Annotated in this window: 13 protein-coding genes and 1 tRNA gene; 13 read left to right on the top strand and 1 reads right to left on the bottom strand. The window is 57.1% G+C overall.

Annotation, left to right across the window (positions count from 1 at the left end; all coding sequences use genetic code 11):
* The first annotated feature begins 297 nt into the window (after positions 1–297).
* Positions 298–747 (top strand): hypothetical protein, encoded by a 450-nt coding sequence (locus tag QE432_RS22315; protein WP_003513030.1) that lies wholly within the window; start codon positions 298–300, stop codon positions 745–747.
* A 1,054-nt stretch (positions 748–1,801) separates the two neighbouring features.
* On the opposite strand, the gene QE432_RS22310 is transcribed toward QE432_RS22315, so the two are convergent.
* Complete coding sequence (locus tag QE432_RS22310) at positions 1,802–2,434, bottom strand: TerC family protein (RefSeq protein ID WP_003513029.1); 633 nt, start codon at positions 2,432–2,434, stop codon at positions 1,802–1,804.
* 432 nt (positions 2,435–2,866) lie between these two features.
* On the opposite strand from QE432_RS22310, the gene tuf reads away from it, so the two are divergent.
* The 12 genes from tuf (at position 2,867) to rpoC (ending at position 17,820) form a co-directional block, all read left to right on the top strand.
* Positions 2,867–4,042: an elongation factor Tu gene (gene tuf / locus QE432_RS22305; RefSeq protein WP_013636434.1), complete on the top strand. Its 1,176-nt coding sequence runs from the start codon at positions 2,867–2,869 to the stop codon at positions 4,040–4,042.
* 346 nt (positions 4,043–4,388) lie between these two features.
* Entirely contained in the window at positions 4,389–5,195 is an 807-nt protein-coding gene (locus QE432_RS22300) for a glycosyltransferase family 2 protein (RefSeq protein ID WP_111796852.1), read from the top strand.
* Between the two features lie 241 nt (positions 5,196–5,436).
* Positions 5,437–5,512: transfer RNA gene (locus tag QE432_RS22295), tRNA-Trp, on the top strand.
* A 184-nt stretch (positions 5,513–5,696) separates the two neighbouring features.
* Positions 5,697–5,897: a preprotein translocase subunit SecE gene (gene secE / locus QE432_RS22290; protein ID WP_003507689.1), complete on the top strand. Its 201-nt coding sequence runs from the start codon at positions 5,697–5,699 to the stop codon at positions 5,895–5,897.
* Positions 5,898–5,918: 21 nt separating this feature from the next.
* Positions 5,919–6,449 (top strand): transcription termination/antitermination protein NusG, encoded by a 531-nt coding sequence (gene nusG, locus QE432_RS22285; RefSeq protein ID WP_003519353.1) that lies wholly within the window; start codon positions 5,919–5,921, stop codon positions 6,447–6,449.
* A 144-nt stretch (positions 6,450–6,593) separates the two neighbouring features.
* Positions 6,594–7,025, top strand: a complete 432-nt coding sequence (gene rplK / locus QE432_RS22280) for a 50S ribosomal protein L11 (protein ID WP_003519352.1) — start codon at positions 6,594–6,596, stop codon at positions 7,023–7,025.
* Positions 7,026–7,027: 2 nt separating this feature from the next.
* Complete coding sequence (gene rplA / locus QE432_RS22275; protein ID WP_003519350.1) at positions 7,028–7,723, top strand: 50S ribosomal protein L1; 696 nt, start codon at positions 7,028–7,030, stop codon at positions 7,721–7,723.
* Positions 7,724–8,080: 357 nt separating this feature from the next.
* Entirely contained in the window at positions 8,081–8,599 is a 519-nt protein-coding gene (rplJ, locus tag QE432_RS22270; protein ID WP_003519348.1) for a 50S ribosomal protein L10, read from the top strand.
* Between the two features lie 59 nt (positions 8,600–8,658).
* The gene (rplL, locus tag QE432_RS22265; protein ID WP_003519347.1) at positions 8,659–9,036 is read left to right on the top strand and encodes a 50S ribosomal protein L7/L12; all 378 of its coding nucleotides are present in this window, start codon (positions 8,659–8,661) and stop codon (positions 9,034–9,036) included.
* 29 nt (positions 9,037–9,065) lie between these two features.
* Positions 9,066–9,233, top strand: coding sequence for a hypothetical protein (locus QE432_RS22260; protein ID WP_153793990.1), 168 nt, complete (start codon positions 9,066–9,068; stop codon positions 9,231–9,233).
* Positions 9,234–9,297: 64 nt separating this feature from the next.
* Entirely contained in the window at positions 9,298–13,434 is a 4,137-nt protein-coding gene (gene rpoB / locus QE432_RS22255; RefSeq protein ID WP_013636439.1) for a DNA-directed RNA polymerase subunit beta, read from the top strand.
* Positions 13,435–13,614: 180 nt separating this feature from the next.
* Positions 13,615–17,820, top strand: a complete 4,206-nt coding sequence (gene rpoC / locus QE432_RS22250; RefSeq protein WP_003519344.1) for a DNA-directed RNA polymerase subunit beta' — start codon at positions 13,615–13,617, stop codon at positions 17,818–17,820.
* Positions 17,821–17,883: the final 63 nt, after the last annotated feature.

The following is a 17,883-nucleotide window of genomic DNA, read 5'->3' as shown; positions in this document are numbered from 1 at the left end:
TGCTAACGAAAATTAAGGAATTTCGTTCCGATGCAGGGTTGACGTCACACGAACACGTGATTCGTTGTGCGGTGCTTGCCGTCGTTCGCGTGGCAAGGCGGAGATGCCCCCGGCGGCGGGCTGATTGTGGATATCCATGGTCACTGTGTGATGCCGTCCTCACCGCGAAAACGCCACGCCCGATGAGCACATTTTGCTCCCCGCCAATTCGACTTTCAGTGCTTGTTGCACTGCTCGTTGACAAGCGGAAAGTCCGGTCGGATAGTCTGCCGGCAATCATGCACACGGGAGTCTTCGATGATCAACAGGGTTGTAATTCTCTCATCCTTAGCGCTGCTCGCATCGGCGGCGTTTGTCTCCCCCGCAGCGGCGCTCACCATGAAAGAGTGCAGCGTGAAATACCAGGCGGCGAAAGCCGACGGGTCCGCGAAGGACGTCAAGTGGAACGACTATCGCGCCAAGTTCTGCGGTAGCGATGCTGCTGCCGAAAGCGCTGCCGACGACAAGCAAGTTGCGGCTACCACCGACAAAGAACCCGAAAAGGCGACGATAAAGGCTCCGAAGAGCGTCGTATTTCCGAGTGCTGTCGATAAGAAATATTCAAGCGAGACTCCTGGCAAGGCCCGCCTGAAGACCTGCGTCGATTCTTATCGTAAGAACAAGGATGACGGCACGCTCGGCGATCTCAAGTGGATTCAGAAGGGTGGCGGTTACTGGAGCCTGTGCAATACGGCTTTGAAGAGCTGACGCGCTTTTTTGGGGCGGCGGCTGATCGCCGTTGCCCCAGCAATGACGCGTCATCAGACATCATACCGAAGGACTTAATTTGTCGATTCGGTTGACCGGAGCGTGTCTGAGCCACGTCCAGAACGACGTGCGGTTTTTCCTGTGCCCTGCAAATCCTGCGGCAAGCGTGGCCCAGCGTTTTCACGCTTACCGGCGGGTTGATATTCACATGGTCAGGCAACCCCGGTTTCGGGCGGGTAAAATCTGCGAATGGTTTGCGATTCAGCATCTTGATAGAAAGAGTTGATCTTGCGGCTTGATCCGCATCCAGCAATCAAACGGTTACGGCTGTCCCGTGGCGGCTGGCCGGCAATGTGGGCGGATGACCAGACGATTTCGAAACTACCTCGCCGTACTCGCCATATCACTACTGATGTGGACGTTGGTGCTTGGCGTCATTTATTGGCTGTTTCGATAGGTCTTGCCGCAGCTTCAGAGCCGAAATGAACCCGCTTCAATGCATATGTTTGGCGGCATAACCACGACATCCCTTCGCGGCTGATATTCGGCAAATCTTGCCAACAAAGAATGGACGTTGCCCCCGAAGGAGCGGCGGCAGGGCGGTTTTGGGAAACCTTGCCATGCCGCCGGTCAGCGTTGAATTGCACGCAGCGCGTTCAGCCTAGAACGAGCGCTGTTAAGAGCGCCAGCAGGATTAGTGAGCTTGCAACAGCGCCCAGCTTCATCCTGCGAAGGCGGCGGGTGCGACCGCCGGTCCAGTCATAAGCCATTGGCAGCTTTACCTTTCTTTTTATTTTTATGACTTATTAACTAGCTCACTAGGCTTGCCCGTGGCTGACCTCAATTGCCAAAATCCATAGGCAAAAAATCACGATTTCCCTGTCTTATCCGAATGTTGCAGCGGACGCGGAGACCGATTCCCATGTGCGCCGATTTCACCTGCGCGTGCGCTTGCAATGCTGCGCAGGCAAGGGTGCATTTGTTTGGGTATGAAAAGAAAAGGCCCGGAAACTCTCGTTTCCAGGCCTTTCGGGACGAATATTTACTGCCAGTCTCAGCCGAAATAAGGCTTGATGTAGGGCAGGACTTCGATCACGCCGTGATACAGCATGTTGAGCGCCACATAGATGATGACCATCAGGCCAAGATACGAAATCCAGCGGTAGCGGTGCAGCAACTTGGCGACGAAATTGGCGGCAAGTCCCATGAGGGCGATCGAGACGACGAGACCGATGATCAGCACCGTGACATGGTCCTGCGCGGCACCGGCGACGGCAAGCACGTTGTCCAGCGACATGGACACATCGGCGATGACGATCTGGGTTGCGGCCTGAAAGAAGGTCTTGTGACCTTTGGTCAGGTCAGCCTCTTCGTCCGTCACCTCGTCTTCGATGGAGCCTGCGGCTTCGCGCAGTTCGGACCACATCTTCCAGCAAACCCAGGCAAGCAGAAGCCCGCCGAAGAGTTGAAGCCCGACAATGGAGAGAAGCTGCACGGTGACGGCGGCAAAGCCGATGCGCAATACGGTGGCGGCGATGATGCCGACCAGGATCGCCTTGCGGCGAAGGTGGGCGGGAAGACCGGCAGCGGCAAGGCCGATGACGATGGCATTGTCGCCTGCGAGAACGAGATCGATCGCAATGACTTGCATGAATGCCGTGAAGCCGGCGGCTGTGAAGATTTCCATTGAGCGGTCCTGAAACGGATGTAATTTCGCGCCGGAGAGCGCGGCTGATCAATATGTGGCATAGAGGTTTTGCGCCTGGGCGCATCGTCCCGCTCGCCCGTCTCCCCCCGGAGATGAAATTTCCTTAAGCCATGATGAGGGTCCAGGTAAAGAAGTTGTGATAAAGAAAAAGCTTATTTAACGATCCGATTGTGCGAAGAGGGGTGCAGGCAGGGTCCCGTCCGTGCGTCCCGTCTTGCCGTCGCGTGGGAAGGCTGAGCCAGCTTTGAATATCGCGCGGAACGCACCATATATGCACCTTGAGGCGCGCCTTAGGCGTGCGCGACCGTGCTTTGACAATTAAGTCTTGCGCATTCGCTTACAAAGCCTTAAACGGCGACACCAAACCGGTTCGCCGGGAAAACTACTTCACGTTCACAGGAAGCAATTCACATGGCAAAGAGCAAGTTTGAGCGCAATAAGCCGCACGTCAACATTGGCACGATCGGTCACGTCGACCACGGCAAGACGTCGTTGACTGCTGCGATCACGAAGTATTTCGGCGAGTTCAAGGCGTACGACCAGATCGACGCTGCTCCTGAAGAAAAGGCTCGCGGCATCACGATCTCGACGGCGCACGTCGAATACGAAACGCCGAACCGTCACTACGCACACGTCGACTGCCCCGGCCACGCCGACTACGTGAAGAACATGATCACCGGTGCTGCCCAGATGGACGGCGCGATCCTGGTTTGCTCTGCAGCTGACGGCCCGATGCCGCAGACGCGCGAGCACATCCTGCTTGCTCGCCAGGTTGGCGTTCCGGCGATCGTCGTGTTCCTCAACAAGGTTGACCAGGTTGACGACGCCGAGCTTCTCGAGCTCGTCGAACTGGAAGTTCGCGAACTTCTGTCGTCCTACGACTTCCCGGGCGACGATATCCCGATCGTCAAGGGTTCGGCACTTGCTGCTCTTGAAGATTCCGACAAGAAGATCGGTGAAGACGCAATCCGCGAGCTGATGGCTGCTGTTGACGCCTACATCCCGACGCCTGAGCGTCCGATCGACCAGCCGTTCCTGATGCCGATCGAAGACGTGTTCTCGATCTCTGGCCGTGGTACGGTTGTGACGGGTCGCGTTGAGCGCGGTATCGTCAAGGTTGGTGAAGAAGTCGAAATCGTCGGCATTCGTCCGACGTCGAAGACGACGGTTACCGGCGTTGAAATGTTCCGCAAGCTGCTCGACCAGGGCCAGGCTGGCGACAACATCGGTGCTCTCGTTCGCGGCGTTACCCGTGACGGCGTTGAGCGTGGTCAGATCCTGTGCAAGCCGGGTTCGGTCAAGCCGCACAAGAAGTTCATGGCAGAAGCCTACATCCTGACGAAGGAAGAAGGCGGCCGTCATACGCCGTTCTTCACGAACTACCGTCCGCAGTTCTACTTCCGTACGACTGACGTTACCGGTATCGTTTCGCTTCCAGAAGGCACGGAAATGGTTATGCCTGGCGACAACGTCACTGTTGAAGTCGAGCTGATCGTTCCGATCGCGATGGAAGAAAAGCTGCGCTTCGCTATCCGCGAAGGCGGCCGTACCGTCGGCGCCGGCATCGTCGCTTCTATCGTCGAGTAATCTTCGACAGACGGCGGTTTCGCCGGATTTAAAAATCTAGTTCTAAAACGGCGGTGTCTTCGGCACCGCCGTTTTTTTTATGTAAAAATCGACTTTTGTAAATTTATATAGTTGAAAGATTCGTATATTTTTCTAATGTGGGGATGTAATCGGATGTTGTATTTCGATTTATGCTCATAGCGCACGCGCTATATTTGAGGGGTTATAATGTATTCTTCTTTTGAATAATTTCCCCGAGGTCTGGCGATCATTATTCGCCTGTAATGCGTCTGGCGTAGACGAGGCGATATCAACCTAGGCTTGGCTGGCTTGTTTTCATCGGCCAGTTTTCTTCCGAGACGACTTCATGTCCGATTTAACTGTTGTGCTCACCAGCTGCCGCCGTCCTGATCTTCTCATCGGAACTCTCGATAGCTTCTTCTCTACTAATGATTACCCGCTACGGGAATTTATCATTATCGAGGACTCTGACGACGAATCGGTGTGGGCGATTCCGGCGCGGTATCCAGAGCAACCGATCCGCATCATTTTGAACGGCGTCAACATTGGGCAGCACCGCTCTATCGACCGGGCATATTCGGAAGTGCAAACCCCTTACATCCTGCATCTCGAAGACGACTGGGCATTTCCTGTTTCTAAGGTTGTGGGCAGGGGCATCGAAATACTGAAGCGGGACCCGCAGGTGGCGCTCGTTCAACTCAGAACCGATGACGACATGCCCCGTGACATTCGGCGTAAGGCGCAGGCAGTTGAAGATATAGGGTATTGGCGAATACCGCCGACCGCGCATCGTGTCTGGCATAGCTTCACCTTCAATCCGACCGTCAAGCGGTTGTCCTGCTATAAAAAACTACCGCAAGGTTATGCCGGTTTCCGGACAGAGGCGGAGATTAGTGTCTTTTATAAGGATCAGGGCGCGATCATGGCGTGGTTGGCCGAAACCGGCGTCAGCCATTCGGGATTTGGCCGCAGCAATTATGGCCTTAAGAAACGCCGTGGTTGGCGCGGTGTGGCGCAAGAACTCGACAGATTCTTTTCGCTGGCGACAATCCATAAATGGCGGCGTTCGGTGACGCGCAACGTCGCACACTTCAAGCGCAAGTATCGGGAGCGTCAGTTGATCAGGTCCGATCGCAGTGCGCTTGAGCCGTAACGGATTAAAGGTCGGTTTCGAAAGGTATCAAACCAGCGCATTTGGATGCCGCAAAGGGGTTCGTTGAGGTGACGGGCTTGGGGGTAACCGGTTAAGCGGCCGAGGAAAAAACGTGGCGGGGAGGGCGTCAACAGTTTCTTCCGAAAGCGAATAAAAAGCGCTTGCCATTCTTTTCCGTGCGCCTTAAAGGGAACGCATACCGAAGCGGCCAAGTGATTTTCGTGGTCGGCTAAGGTGTTAAAGGGGTATAGCTCAGTTGGTAGAGCGGCGGTCTCCAAAACCGCAGGTCGTAAGTTCGAGCCTTACTGCCCCTGCCACTTTCCATCCGCAAGCGCGGTCTTCGCTGCATGGCAGATGGGTGCCGGTTTTCCGGCGAATTTCGCCGAATGTCGATTTCCTCTTGTTAAAACTGGAATCGGTGTTTATGTAAGGTCAAAACAGACACGCGGTGCGTGGGGCTGATTAGTTCGGCTTTACGCGCCGTAATTGCGTGGGCAGTCAATGGCATCCAAAACCAATCCGTTTACGTTTCTGCAGCAGGTTCGCGCCGAAGCGTCTAAAATCACTTGGCCGTCGCGCCGCGAGACCATGATTTCGACGGCTATGGTGCTTGTGATGGTCATTTTTGCGGCTCTGTTCTTTTTTGCTGCTGACCAGCTCATCGGCTGGGTGCTTAGCCTCGTGCTGAACGTCGGCCGGTAACGGATTGAACGGAGAATAAAAATGGCAGCGCGCTGGTATATCGTTCACGCATATTCGAATTTCGAAAAGAAGGTCGCTGAGTCGATCGAAGAGAAGGCTCGTCAGAAGGGTCTTGATCATCTTTTTGAGAAAATCCTCGTTCCGACCGAAAAGGTTGTCGAGGTGCGTCGTGGCCGCAAGGTCGACAGCGAGCGCAAGTTCTTTCCAGGTTACGTGCTTGTGCGCGCCAACCTGACGGATGAGGCCTATCACCTCATCAAGAACACGCCGAAGGTGACCGGTTTCCTCGGTTCGGACAATAAGCCTGTTCCGATTCCGGATTATGAAGCCGATCGTATCCTCGGTCAGGTTCAGGAAGGCGTCGAGCGTCCGAAGTCTTCGGTTTCGTTCGAGGTCGGCGAGCAGGTTCGCGTTTCCGATGGTCCGTTCGCGTCGTTCAACGGCGTTGTTCAGGATGTCGACGAAGAGCGTTCGCGCCTGAAGGTGGAAGTTTCGATTTTCGGCCGCGCTACGCCGGTCGAGCTGGAATACAGTCAGGTCGAGAAGGTCTGACTGGAGGGGTGAAACCCCAATCGCGTGGAAGGCAAACGGGCTCCCATAGCCGGGGCAGGGCGCCGCACCACGCAACCGCAGCCGCCGGAGCGATCCGGCTAGAGAGAAGCCGGGAAACCGGTTTGAATTGAAAGGCAGAGAGATATGGCTAAGAAAGTTATGGGCCAGCTCAAGCTGCAGGTGAAGGCAGGGTCGGCCAATCCGTCCCCGCCGATCGGTCCTGCACTTGGTCAGCGCGGCATCAACATCATGGAATTCTGCAAGGCGTTCAATGCCGCCACGCAGGAAATGGAAAAGGGTATGCCGATTCCGGTCGTCATCACCTATTACCAGGACAAGTCCTTCACCTTCGTCATGAAGCAGCCGCCGATGACCTATTGGCTGAAGAAGGAAGCGAAGATCACCTCCGGCTCCAAGACGCCTGGTAAGGGCGCCAAGGTTGGCTCCATCACCAAGGCTCAGGTCAAGACGATCGCTGAAGCCAAGATGAAGGATCTGAATGCTGCCGATATCGAAGGCGCAATGGCAATGGTTGAGGGCTCTGCCCGCGCCATGGGCCTGGAAGTAGTAGGTTGATCATGGCCAAGGTAGCAAAGCGTATTCAGAAGATCCGCGAAGGTGTGGATCCTAACAAGCTCTACGTTCTCACCGACGCCATTTCGATGGTCAAGGAACGTGCAGTCGCCAAGTTCGACGAAACCGTTGAAGTTTCGATGAACCTCGGCGTTGACCCGCGCCATGCGGACCAGATGGTTCGCGGCGTTGTCAACCTGCCGAACGGCACGGGCCGTGACGTTCGCGTCGCCGTTTTTGCACGTGGCGCCAAGGCTGATGAAGCCACGGCTGCTGGTGCTGACGTTGTTGGCGCAGAAGAGCTGGTTGAAATCGTTCAGGGCGGCAAGATCGACTTCGATCGTTGCATCGCGACCCCGGACATGATGCCGCTCGTCGGCCGTCTCGGCAAGGTACTCGGCCCGCGTGGCATGATGCCGAACCCGAAGGTCGGTACGGTGACGATGGATGTTGCCGGCGCCGTCAAGGCGTCCAAGGGCGGCGCTGTTGAGTTCCGCGTCGAAAAGGCCGGTATCGTACACGCTGGTATTGGCAAGGCTTCGTTCGACGCCAAGGCTCTTGAAGAAAACATCAAGGCTTTCGCCGATGCGGTCATCAAGGCAAAGCCGACGGGTGCCAAGGGCAACTACGTCAAGCGCGTTGCCATCTCCTCGACCATGGGTCCGGGCGTCAAGATCGAACCTTCGTCGGTTACGGCTTAATCAATTCTCGTGCTTCCCTGTCGGGGAGCGTGATTAAAAGAATTTCCGGCTCTCAGGGAGCCGGAGATTTCCGGGGAAACCCGGAACTCCTGTCCGAGATTGCGGGTGGCCATGTCCTTCGGGGTTTGGCCTTAATCATTCAACCTGCATGAGACGGGTGAGGCTGGATTTGAGGCATCGCAGATGCCTGACTGTCCGGTTCGAACCTGGTGTGCCTGTGCCTGAAGCCGTTTGCGGCGACAGAGCGGGGGACAGGATCCTCGAGCGTCGCTCGGGATCTTTGTAAAAAGGTCCCTTGGGGCAAAGGCAAACCCGACGGGTTCACACTTATGTGGCCCCGTCTACTGGAGACAGACAGTGGAAAGAGCGGAAAAACGCGAATTCGTCACGGAGCTGAACGAAGTCTTCAAGGCTTCCGGTTCGGTTGTCGTGGCCCACTATGCTGGTGTCACCGTTGCGCAAATGAACGACTTCCGTTCGAAAATGCGCGCTGCCGGAGGCACCGTCAAGGTCGCGAAGAACCGCCTGGCCAAGATCGCTCTTCAGGGCACGGAGTCGGAAGGGATGACAGATCTCTTCAAGGGCCAGACGCTGATTGCATACAGCGTCGACCCTATGATTGCTCCGAAAGTCGTCATGGATTTCGCAAAGACCAACGATAAAGTCGTTGTTCTCGGCGGTTCCATGGGCGCAACCACGCTCAACGCCGAAGCAGTCAAGTCGCTTGCGACCCTGCCTTCGCTGGACGAGCTGCGCGCAAAGCTGCTGGGCCTACTCAACGCCCCGGCAACTCGCGTCGCCACGGTTGTCGCAGCACCTGCAAGCCAGCTTGCACGGGTGTTCTCGGCTTACGCCAAGAAGGACGAAGCCGCTTAAGGCGGTTTTTCGCTGTAATTATTCAAACTGGTTCGAACTGAACAAAAGGAACTATCAAAATGGCTGATCTCGCAAAGATCGTTGAAGACCTCTCCACCCTGACCGTTCTGGAAGCTGCAGAACTGTCGAAGCTTCTCGAAGAAAAGTGGGGCGTTTCCGCCGCTGCTCCGGTAGCTGTTGCTGCTGCTGGCGGTGCTGGCGCTGCTGCTGTCGTTGAAGAAGAAAAGACCGAATTCGACGTGATCCTGGTTGACGCTGGCGCCAACAAGATCAACGTCATCAAGGAAGTCCGCGCTATCACGGGTCTCGGCCTGAAGGAAGCTAAGGACCTCGTTGAAGGCGCTCCGAAGGCTGTCAAGGAAGCTGTTTCCAAGGCTGAAGCTGCTGACCTCAAGAAGAAGCTTGAAGACGCTGGCGCCAAGGTCGACGTTAAGTAATCTTGCGATTGCTGGCGGGAAGGGGCTTCATGCCCCTTTCCGTCGTCATCGTTTTAAAACTTATTACCCAAAAGCCGCGTGAAAATGGCTTTTGGGTAATGGGTTCTTCAAGAGAATGGTTCCGAACCGGCTCATCTAGGCAATCCGGCCTGATTGATCCGGGATGTGGAACGAGATTGATGACACCCATTGCTTGACGGGATCGACTGGCCATCGGTTCCCGTCCGTTGCAGGCCCGGATGCAATTTTAAAGGAGCGACGATGGCTCAGACCCTTTCGTTTAACGGTCGCAGGCGCGTACGCAAGTTTTTCGGCAAAATTCCAGAAGTAGCGGAAATGCCGAACCTCATCGAGGTTCAGAAGGCTTCGTATGACCAGTTTCTCATGGTTGACGAGCCCAAGGGTGGCCGTCCCGACGAGGGATTGAATGCCGTATTCAAATCCGTATTCCCGATCACCGATTTTTCCGGCGCATCCATGCTCGAATTCGTATCTTACGAATTCGAAGCGCCGAAGTTTGACGTCGAGGAATGCCGTCAGCGCGATCTGACCTACGCAGCGCCGCTGAAAGTGACGCTGCGCCTCATCGTGTTCGATATCGACGAGGATACAGGCGCGAAGTCCATCAAGGACATCAAGGAACAGTCCGTATACATGGGCGACATGCCGCTCATGACCAATAACGGCACGTTCATCGTCAACGGTACAGAGCGCGTCATCGTTTCGCAGATGCACCGTTCGCCGGGCGTATTCTTTGACCACGACAAGGGCAAGAGCCATTCTTCCGGCAAGCTTCTGTTCGCTGCCCGCGTCATCCCGTATCGCGGTTCCTGGCTCGACATCGAGTTCGACGCCAAGGACATCGTCTATGCGCGTATCGACCGTCGCCGCAAGCTGCCCGTGACCTCGCTCCTGATGGCGCTTGGCATGGATGGTGAAGAAATCCTGTCGACGTTCTACAGCAAGGCTTCCTACGAGCGCTCCGGCGATGGCTGGCGCATTCCGTTCCAGCCTGAAACGCTGAAGAATGCCAAGGTCATCACCGACATGATCGACGCCGACACCGGCGAAGTCGTTGTCGAAGGTGGCAAGAAGCTGACTCCGCGTCTTATCCGCCAGCTCGTCGACAAGGGCCTGAAGGCACTTAAGGCGACTGACGAAGATCTCTACGGCAACTTCCTTGCCGAAGACATCGTCAACTACTCGACGGGTGAGATCTATCTCGAAGCCGGCGACGAAATCGACGAAAAGACGCTTGGCCTCATTCTTCAGTCCGGCTTTGACGAGATTCCGGTCCTCAACATCGACCACGTCAATGTTGGCGCCTATATCCGCAACACGCTGCATGCGGACAAGAACCAGAACCGCCAGGAAGCGCTGTTCGACATCTACCGCGTCATGCGTCCGGGTGAGCCGCCGACCATGGATTCGGCAGAAGCGATGTTCAACTCGCTGTTCTTCGATGCAGAACGTTATGATCTCTCGGCTGTTGGCCGCGTGAAGATGAACATGCGTCTCGACCTCGACGCGGAAGACACCGTGCGCACGCTGCGCAAGGAAGACATCCTCGCTGTCGTCAAGATGCTGGTCGAACTGCGCGACGGCAAGGGCGAAATCGACGACATCGACAACCTCGGCAACCGCCGTGTGCGTTCGGTCGGCGAGCTGATGGAAAACCAGTACCGCCTCGGCCTTCTGCGCATGGAACGTGCGATCAAGGAACGTATGTCCTCGATCGAAATCGACACCGTTATGCCGCAGGACCTGATCAATGCGAAGCCGGCAGCTGCCGCCGTTCGCGAATTCTTCGGTTCCTCGCAGCTGTCGCAGTTCATGGACCAGGTGAACCCGCTTTCGGAAATCACCCACAAGCGCCGTCTTTCGGCTCTTGGACCGGGTGGTCTGACCCGTGAGCGCGCCGGCTTCGAAGTCCGCGACGTTCATCCGACCCACTACGGCCGTATTTGCCCGATCGAAACGCCGGAAGGCCCGAACATCGGTCTGATCAACTCGCTTGCCACCTTTGCCCGCGTCAACAAGTACGGCTTCATCGAAAGCCCGTACCGCAAGATCATCGACGGCAAGGTGACGACCGACGTTATCTACCTCTCCGCCATGGAAGAGGCCAAGTACTACGTCGCACAGGCCAATGCCGAGCTCGATGGCGAAGGCGCCTTCACTGAAGAGTTCGTTGTTTGCCGTCACTCGGGCGAAGTTATGCTCGCACCGCGCGACAACATTAACCTGATGGACGTTTCGCCGAAGCAGCTCGTTTCGGTCGCAGCGGCTCTCATTCCGTTCCTGGAAAACGACGACGCCAACCGCGCTCTCATGGGCTCGAACATGCAGCGTCAGGCCGTTCCGCTTCTGCGGGCGGAAGCGCCGTTCGTCGGCACAGGCATGGAACCGATCGTCGCCCGTGACTCCGGCGCTGCCATCGCGGCTCGCCGCGGCGGTGTCGTCGACCAGGTGGATGCGACCCGTATCGTTATCCGCGCTACGGAAGAACTCGATGCCGGCAAGTCGGGCGTCGATATCTACCGTCTGCAGAAGTTCCAGCGTTCGAACCAGAACACCTGCGTCAACCAGCGTCCGCTGGTCGCTGTCGGTGACATCATCTCCAAGGGTGACATCATCGCTGATGGTCCGTCGACCGACCTCGGCGATCTGGCGCTCGGCCGTAACGCGCTCGTCGCGTTCATGCCCTGGAACGGCTACAACTACGAAGACTCGATCCTGATGTCGGAACGTATCGTTTCCGACGACGTGTTCACCTCCATCCACATCGAAGAATTCGAAGTGATGGCGCGTGACACGAAGCTTGGTCCGGAAGAAATCACGCGCGACATTCCGAACGTTTCGGAAGAAGCGCTGAAGAACCTCGACGAAGCCGGTATCGTTTACATCGGTGCGGAAGTTCAGCCGGGCGATATCCTCGTCGGCAAGATCACGCCGAAGGGCGAAAGCCCGATGACGCCGGAAGAAAAGCTTCTGCGCGCCATCTTCGGTGAAAAGGCTTCCGACGTTCGCGACACCTCCATGCGCATGCCTCCGGGCACGTTTGGTACCGTTGTGGAAGTCCGCGTCTTCAACCGTCACGGTGTGGAGAAGGATGAGCGCGCGATGGCAATCGAGCGCGAAGAGATCGAACGTCTCGCAAAGGACCGCGACGACGAACAGGCAATTCTCGACCGTAACGTCTACGGCCGCCTGATCGACATGCTGCGTGGTCACGTTTCCATCGCCGGTCCGAAGGGCTTCAAGAAGGGGGTCGAGCTTTCCAACGCCGTCGTCTCCGAATATCCCCGCTCGCAGTGGTGGATGTTTGCAGTCGAAGACGAGAAGGCCCAGTCCGAACTGGAAGCACTTCGCGGCCAGTACGACGAATCCAAGTCGCGCCTTGAACAGCGCTTCATGGACAAGGTCGAGAAGGTCCAGCGCGGCGATGAAATGCCTCCTGGCGTCATGAAGATGGTCAAGGTCTTCGTCGCTGTGAAGCGCAAGATCCAGCCGGGCGACAAGATGGCCGGCCGTCACGGTAACAAGGGCGTCGTCTCGCGTATCGTTCCTGTCGAGGACATGCCGTTCCTCGAAGACGGCACGCATGTCGACATCTGCTTGAACCCGCTCGGCGTGCCTTCGCGCATGAACGTCGGCCAGATCCTCGAAACCCACCTCGCATGGGCATGCGCAGGTATGGGCAAGAAGATCGGCGAGATGCTCGAAGAGTATCGCAAGACGATGGACATCAGCGAGCTTCGCACGGAGCTTACCGAAATCTATGCGAGTGAATCGCATGACGAGGTAAAGCGCTTCGACGACGAATCGCTGGTCAAGCTTGCCGAAGAAGCCAAGCGCGGTGTTTCCATCGCGACCCCTGTCTTCGACGGTGCGCATGAACCCGACGTTGCCGCGATGCTGAAGAAGGCAGGTCTGCATGAATCCGGTCAGTCCGTTCTTTATGACGGTCGTACCGGCGAGCCGTTCGATCGCAAGGTCACCGTCGGCTACATGTACATGATCAAGCTGAACCACCTTGTTGACGACAAGATCCACGCTCGCTCGATCGGTCCTTACTCGCTCGTTACCCAGCAGCCGCTGGGCGGCAAGGCGCAGTTCGGCGGACAGCGCTTCGGGGAAATGGAAGTCTGGGCTCTGGAAGCATACGGCGCGGCTTACACGCTGCAGGAAATGCTCACCGTCAAGTCGGACGACGTGGCGGGCCGCACCAAGGTCTACGAGGCGATCGTCCGTGGCGACGATACCTTCGAGGCCGGTATCCCCGAGAGCTTCAACGTTCTCGTCAAGGAAATGCGGTCGCTCGGTCTTTCGGTCGAACTGGAGAACTCGAAGGTCGAGACCCAGCCCGAGGATCAGCTGCCCGACGCAGCGGAATAAAGATGAGAGAGGCGGGCGCCGTGTTGGCGCCTGCCGGTTCCCCGGCGACCAATGGTTGCCGCGGGACACTTTCGCCGCATTGTGCGGTTAATCCGTATTTAAAGCTCTGGACGGTGACCCGGGAAGAAGCCGGTCCAGATGCAAACAGGGGCAGCAGCTAGCCTCTCAAGGAGACAAGGCATGAACCAAGAGGTCATGAATCTTTTCAATCCTCAGGTGCCTGCGCAGCATTTCGATTCCATCCGGATTTCGATCGCTTCGCCGGAAAAAATCCTGTCGTGGTCCTACGGCGAGATCAAGAAGCCGGAAACCATCAACTATCGTACGTTCAAGCCGGAACGCGATGGTCTCTTCTGCGCGCGCATTTTCGGACCTATCAAGGACTACGAATGCCTGTGCGGCAAGTACAAGCGCATGAAGTACAAGGGCATCATCTGCGAAAAGTGCGGCGTTGAAGTTACGCTGTCGCGCGTTCGCCGTGAGCGCATGGGCCATATCGAGCTCGCAGCGCCCGTGGCCCATATCTGGTTCCTGAAGTCGCTTCCCTCGCGTATCTCGACCTTGCTCGACATGACGCTGAAGGATGTCGAACGCGTTCTCTATTTCGAGAACTACATCGTCACCGAACCCGGCCTCACCTCGATGAAGCAGAACCAGCTTCTGTCCGAGGAAGAGTACATGATCGCCGTTGACGAGTTCGGCGAAGACCAGTTCACCGCCATGATCGGCGCTGAAGCCATCTACGAGATGCTGGCTTCGATGAACCTCGAAAAGATCGCCGGCGACCTGCGTGCCGAGCTTGCCGAGACCACCTCGGATCTCAAGCAAAAGAAGTTCATGAAGCGTCTCAAGATCGTTGAGAACTTCATGGAATCCGGCAATCGTCCGGAATGGATGATCATGAAGGTCGTTCCGGTTATTCCGCCGGACCTTCGTCCGCTGGTTCCGCTGGATGGTGGCCGTTTCGCGACGTCCGACCTCAACGATCTCTATCGCCGCGTCATCAACCGTAACAACCGTCTGAAGCGCCTGATCGAGCTTCGCGCGCCTGGTATCATCATCCGCAACGAAAAGCGTATGTTGCAGGAATCCGTCGATGCGCTGTTCGATAACGGCCGTCGCGGTCGCGTCATCACGGGTGCGAACAAGCGTCCGCTGAAGTCGCTTTCCGACATGCTCAAGGGCAAGCAGGGCCGCTTCCGCCAGAACCTTCTCGGCAAGCGCGTCGACTATTCAGGCCGTTCGGTCATCGTGACCGGTCCGGAGCTGAAGCTGCACCAGTGCGGCCTGCCGAAGAAGATGGCGCTCGAGCTGTTCAAGCCGTTCATCTATGCCCGCCTCGATGCCAAGGGTTACTCCTCGACCGTCAAGCAGGCCAAGAAGCTGGTTGAAAAGGAAAAGCCTGAAGTTTGGGATATCCTCGACGAGGTCATCCGCGAGCATCCGGTCCTTCTGAACCGCGCACCGACGCTGCACCGTCTGGGTATCCAGGCCTTCGAACCCATGCTGGTTGAAGGCAAGGCCATTCAGCTGCATCCGCTCGTCTGCACGGCTTTCAACGCCGACTTCGACGGCGACCAGATGGCCGTTCACGTGCCGCTGTCGCTTGAAGCCCAGCTTGAAGCCCGCGTGCTGATGATGTCGACCAACAACATCCTGCATCCGGCAAACGGCCATCCGATCATCGTTCCTTCGCAGGACATGGTTCTCGGCCTGTATTACCTGTCGATCATGAACCAGAACGAGCCCGGCGAAGGCATGGCCTTCTCGGACATCGGCGAATTGCATCACGCGCTTGAAAACAAGGTCGTGACACTGCATGCCAAGATCCGTGGTCGCTTCAAGACCGTGGATGCTGATGGCAAGCCGGTTTCCAAGATCCATGAAACGACTCCTGGCCGTATGCTGATTGGCGAACTTCTGCCGAAGAACGTCAACGTGCCGTTCGACGTCTGCAACCAGGAAATGACCAAGAAGAACATCTCCAAGATGATCGACACGGTCTACCGTCATTGCGGCCAGAAAGACACGGTCATCTTCTGCGACCGGATCATGCAGCTCGGCTTTGCTCACGCTTGCCGCGCCGGTATTTCGTTCGGCAAGGACGACATGGTCATTCCGGACAGCAAGGTTAAGATCGTCGGTGACACCGAAGCCTTGGTGAAGGAATACGAACAGCAGTATAACGACGGTCTCATCACTCAGGGCGAAAAGTACAACAAGGTTGTCGACGCCTGGGGTAAGGCAACCGAAAAGGTCGCCGAAGAAATGATGGCGCGCATCAAGGCTGTGGAATTCGACCCGGAAACGGGCCGCCAGAAGCCGATGAACTCCATCTACATGATGAGCCATTCGGGCGCCCGCGGTTCACCGAACCAGATGCGTCAGCTGGGCGGCATGCGCGGCCTGATGGCCAAGCCCTCGGGTGAAATCATCGAGACGCCGATCATCTCGAACTTCAAGGAAGGCCTGACCGTTAACGAGTACTTCAACTCGACCCACGGTGCCCGTAAGGGTCTTGCAGACACCGCCTTGAAGACGGCGAACTCGGGTTACCTTACCCGCCGTCTCGTCGACGTGGCACAGGATTGCATCGTGAACTCCGTGGATTGCGGCACCGACAAGGGCCTCACCATGACCGCCATCGTTGATGCCGGTCAGGTCGTTGCCTCGCTCGGCGCACGTATCCTCGGCCGTACGGCTCTTGATGACATCGACAATCCGGTAACTGGCGAAAACATCGTCAAGGCCAGAACGTTGATCGACGAAGCCGACGTTGCGATCATCGAGAAGGCTGGCATCCAGTCCGTCCGTATCCGCTCGGCACTGACCTGCGAAGTGCAGGTCGGCGTTTGCGGCGTCTGCTACGGTCGTGACCTTGCTCGCGGTACTCCGGTCAACATGGGCGAAGCCGTTGGCGTCATCGCCGCACAGTCGATCGGTGAACCGGGCACGCAGCTCACCATGCGTACCTTCCACCTTGGCGGTACGGCAAACGTGGTTGACCAGTCGTTCCTGGAAGCTTCGTATGAAGGCACGATCCAGATCAAGAACCGCAACATCCTGCGGAACTCCGATGGCGTTCTCATCGCAATGGGCCGTAACATGTCGGTCACCATTCTCGATGAGCGCGGCGTGGAACGTTCGTCGCAGCGCGTCGCTTATGGTTCGAAGATCTTCGTTGATGACGGCGACAAGGTAAAACGCGGCCAGCGTCTTGCAGAGTGGGACCCCTACACCCGTCCGATGATGACGGAAGTGGAAGGTACCGTTCACTTCGAGGACCTCGTCGACGGTCTTTCCGTTCTGGAAGCCACCGACGAATCCACCGGCATCACCAAGCGTCAGGTCATTGACTGGCGTTCGACGCCGCGCGGTTCGGACCTCAAGCCCGCGATCATCATCAAGGATGCTTCCGGCGCTGTCGCAAAGCTTAGCCGCGGTGGCGAAGCTCGCTTCCACCTCTCCGTGGACGCGATCCTGTCGGTTGAGCCTGGTTCGAAGGTCTTCCAGGGTGACGTGCTTGCACGTTCGCCGCTGGAAAGCGCCAAGACCAAGGACATCACCGGTGGTCTGCCGCGCGTTGCCGAACTGTTCGAAGCACGTCGTCCGAAGGATCATGCTGTCATCGCTGAGATCGATGGTACGATCCGCCTCGGTCGCGACTACAAGAACAAGCGTCGCGTGATGATCGAGCCTGCGGAAGACGGCGTCGAGCCGGTCGAATACCTGATCCCGAAGGGCAAGCCCTTCCATCTTCAGGAAGGCGACTACATCGAGAAGGGCGAATACATTCTCGACGGCAATCCGGCACCGCACGACATTCTGGCAATCAAGGGCGTAGAGGCTTTGGCTTCCTACCTCGTGAACGAAATCCAGGAAGTCTACCGACTGCAGGGCGTTGTGATCAACGACAAGCACATCGAGGTGATCGTTCGCCAGATGCTGCAGAAGGTCGAGATCACCGATGCGGGCGACAGCCACTACATCGTTGGCGACAATGTCGATCGTATCGAGCTTGACGACAACAACGACCGCCTGATCGAAGAAGGCAAGAAGCCCGCTTATGGCGATCCGGTTCTTCTCGGTATCACCAAGGCATCGCTGCAGACGCCGTCCTTCATCTCGGCCGCATCGTTCCAGGAAACCACCAAGGTTCTCACGGAAGCTGCGATCGCCGGCAAGACGGATACGCTGCAGGGCCTCAAGGAAAACGTCATCGTCGGCCGCCTCATCCCGGCCGGTACCGGCGGCACCATGACGCAGATCCGCCGCATCGCCACCTCGCGCGACGACCTCATTCTCGAGGAACGCCGCAAGGGTACGGGTGCAGGCTCTGCGACACAGATGCTGCAGGACATGACGGATCCGGCTCCGGCCGAATAAGGTCAGGTCCAGGCAGGGGCTTTACGAAGCCCCGCCAAAGTTCAGTAAAAAAACGCCCGGAGC

It is taken from the genome of Agrobacterium sp. SORGH_AS_0745 (assembly GCF_030818995.1).
Taxonomy (GTDB): domain Bacteria; phylum Pseudomonadota; class Alphaproteobacteria; order Rhizobiales; family Rhizobiaceae; genus Agrobacterium; species Agrobacterium tumefaciens.
The sequence above is the reverse complement of the archived record's forward strand: the minus strand, read 5'-3'. Positions and strand labels throughout refer to the sequence as shown.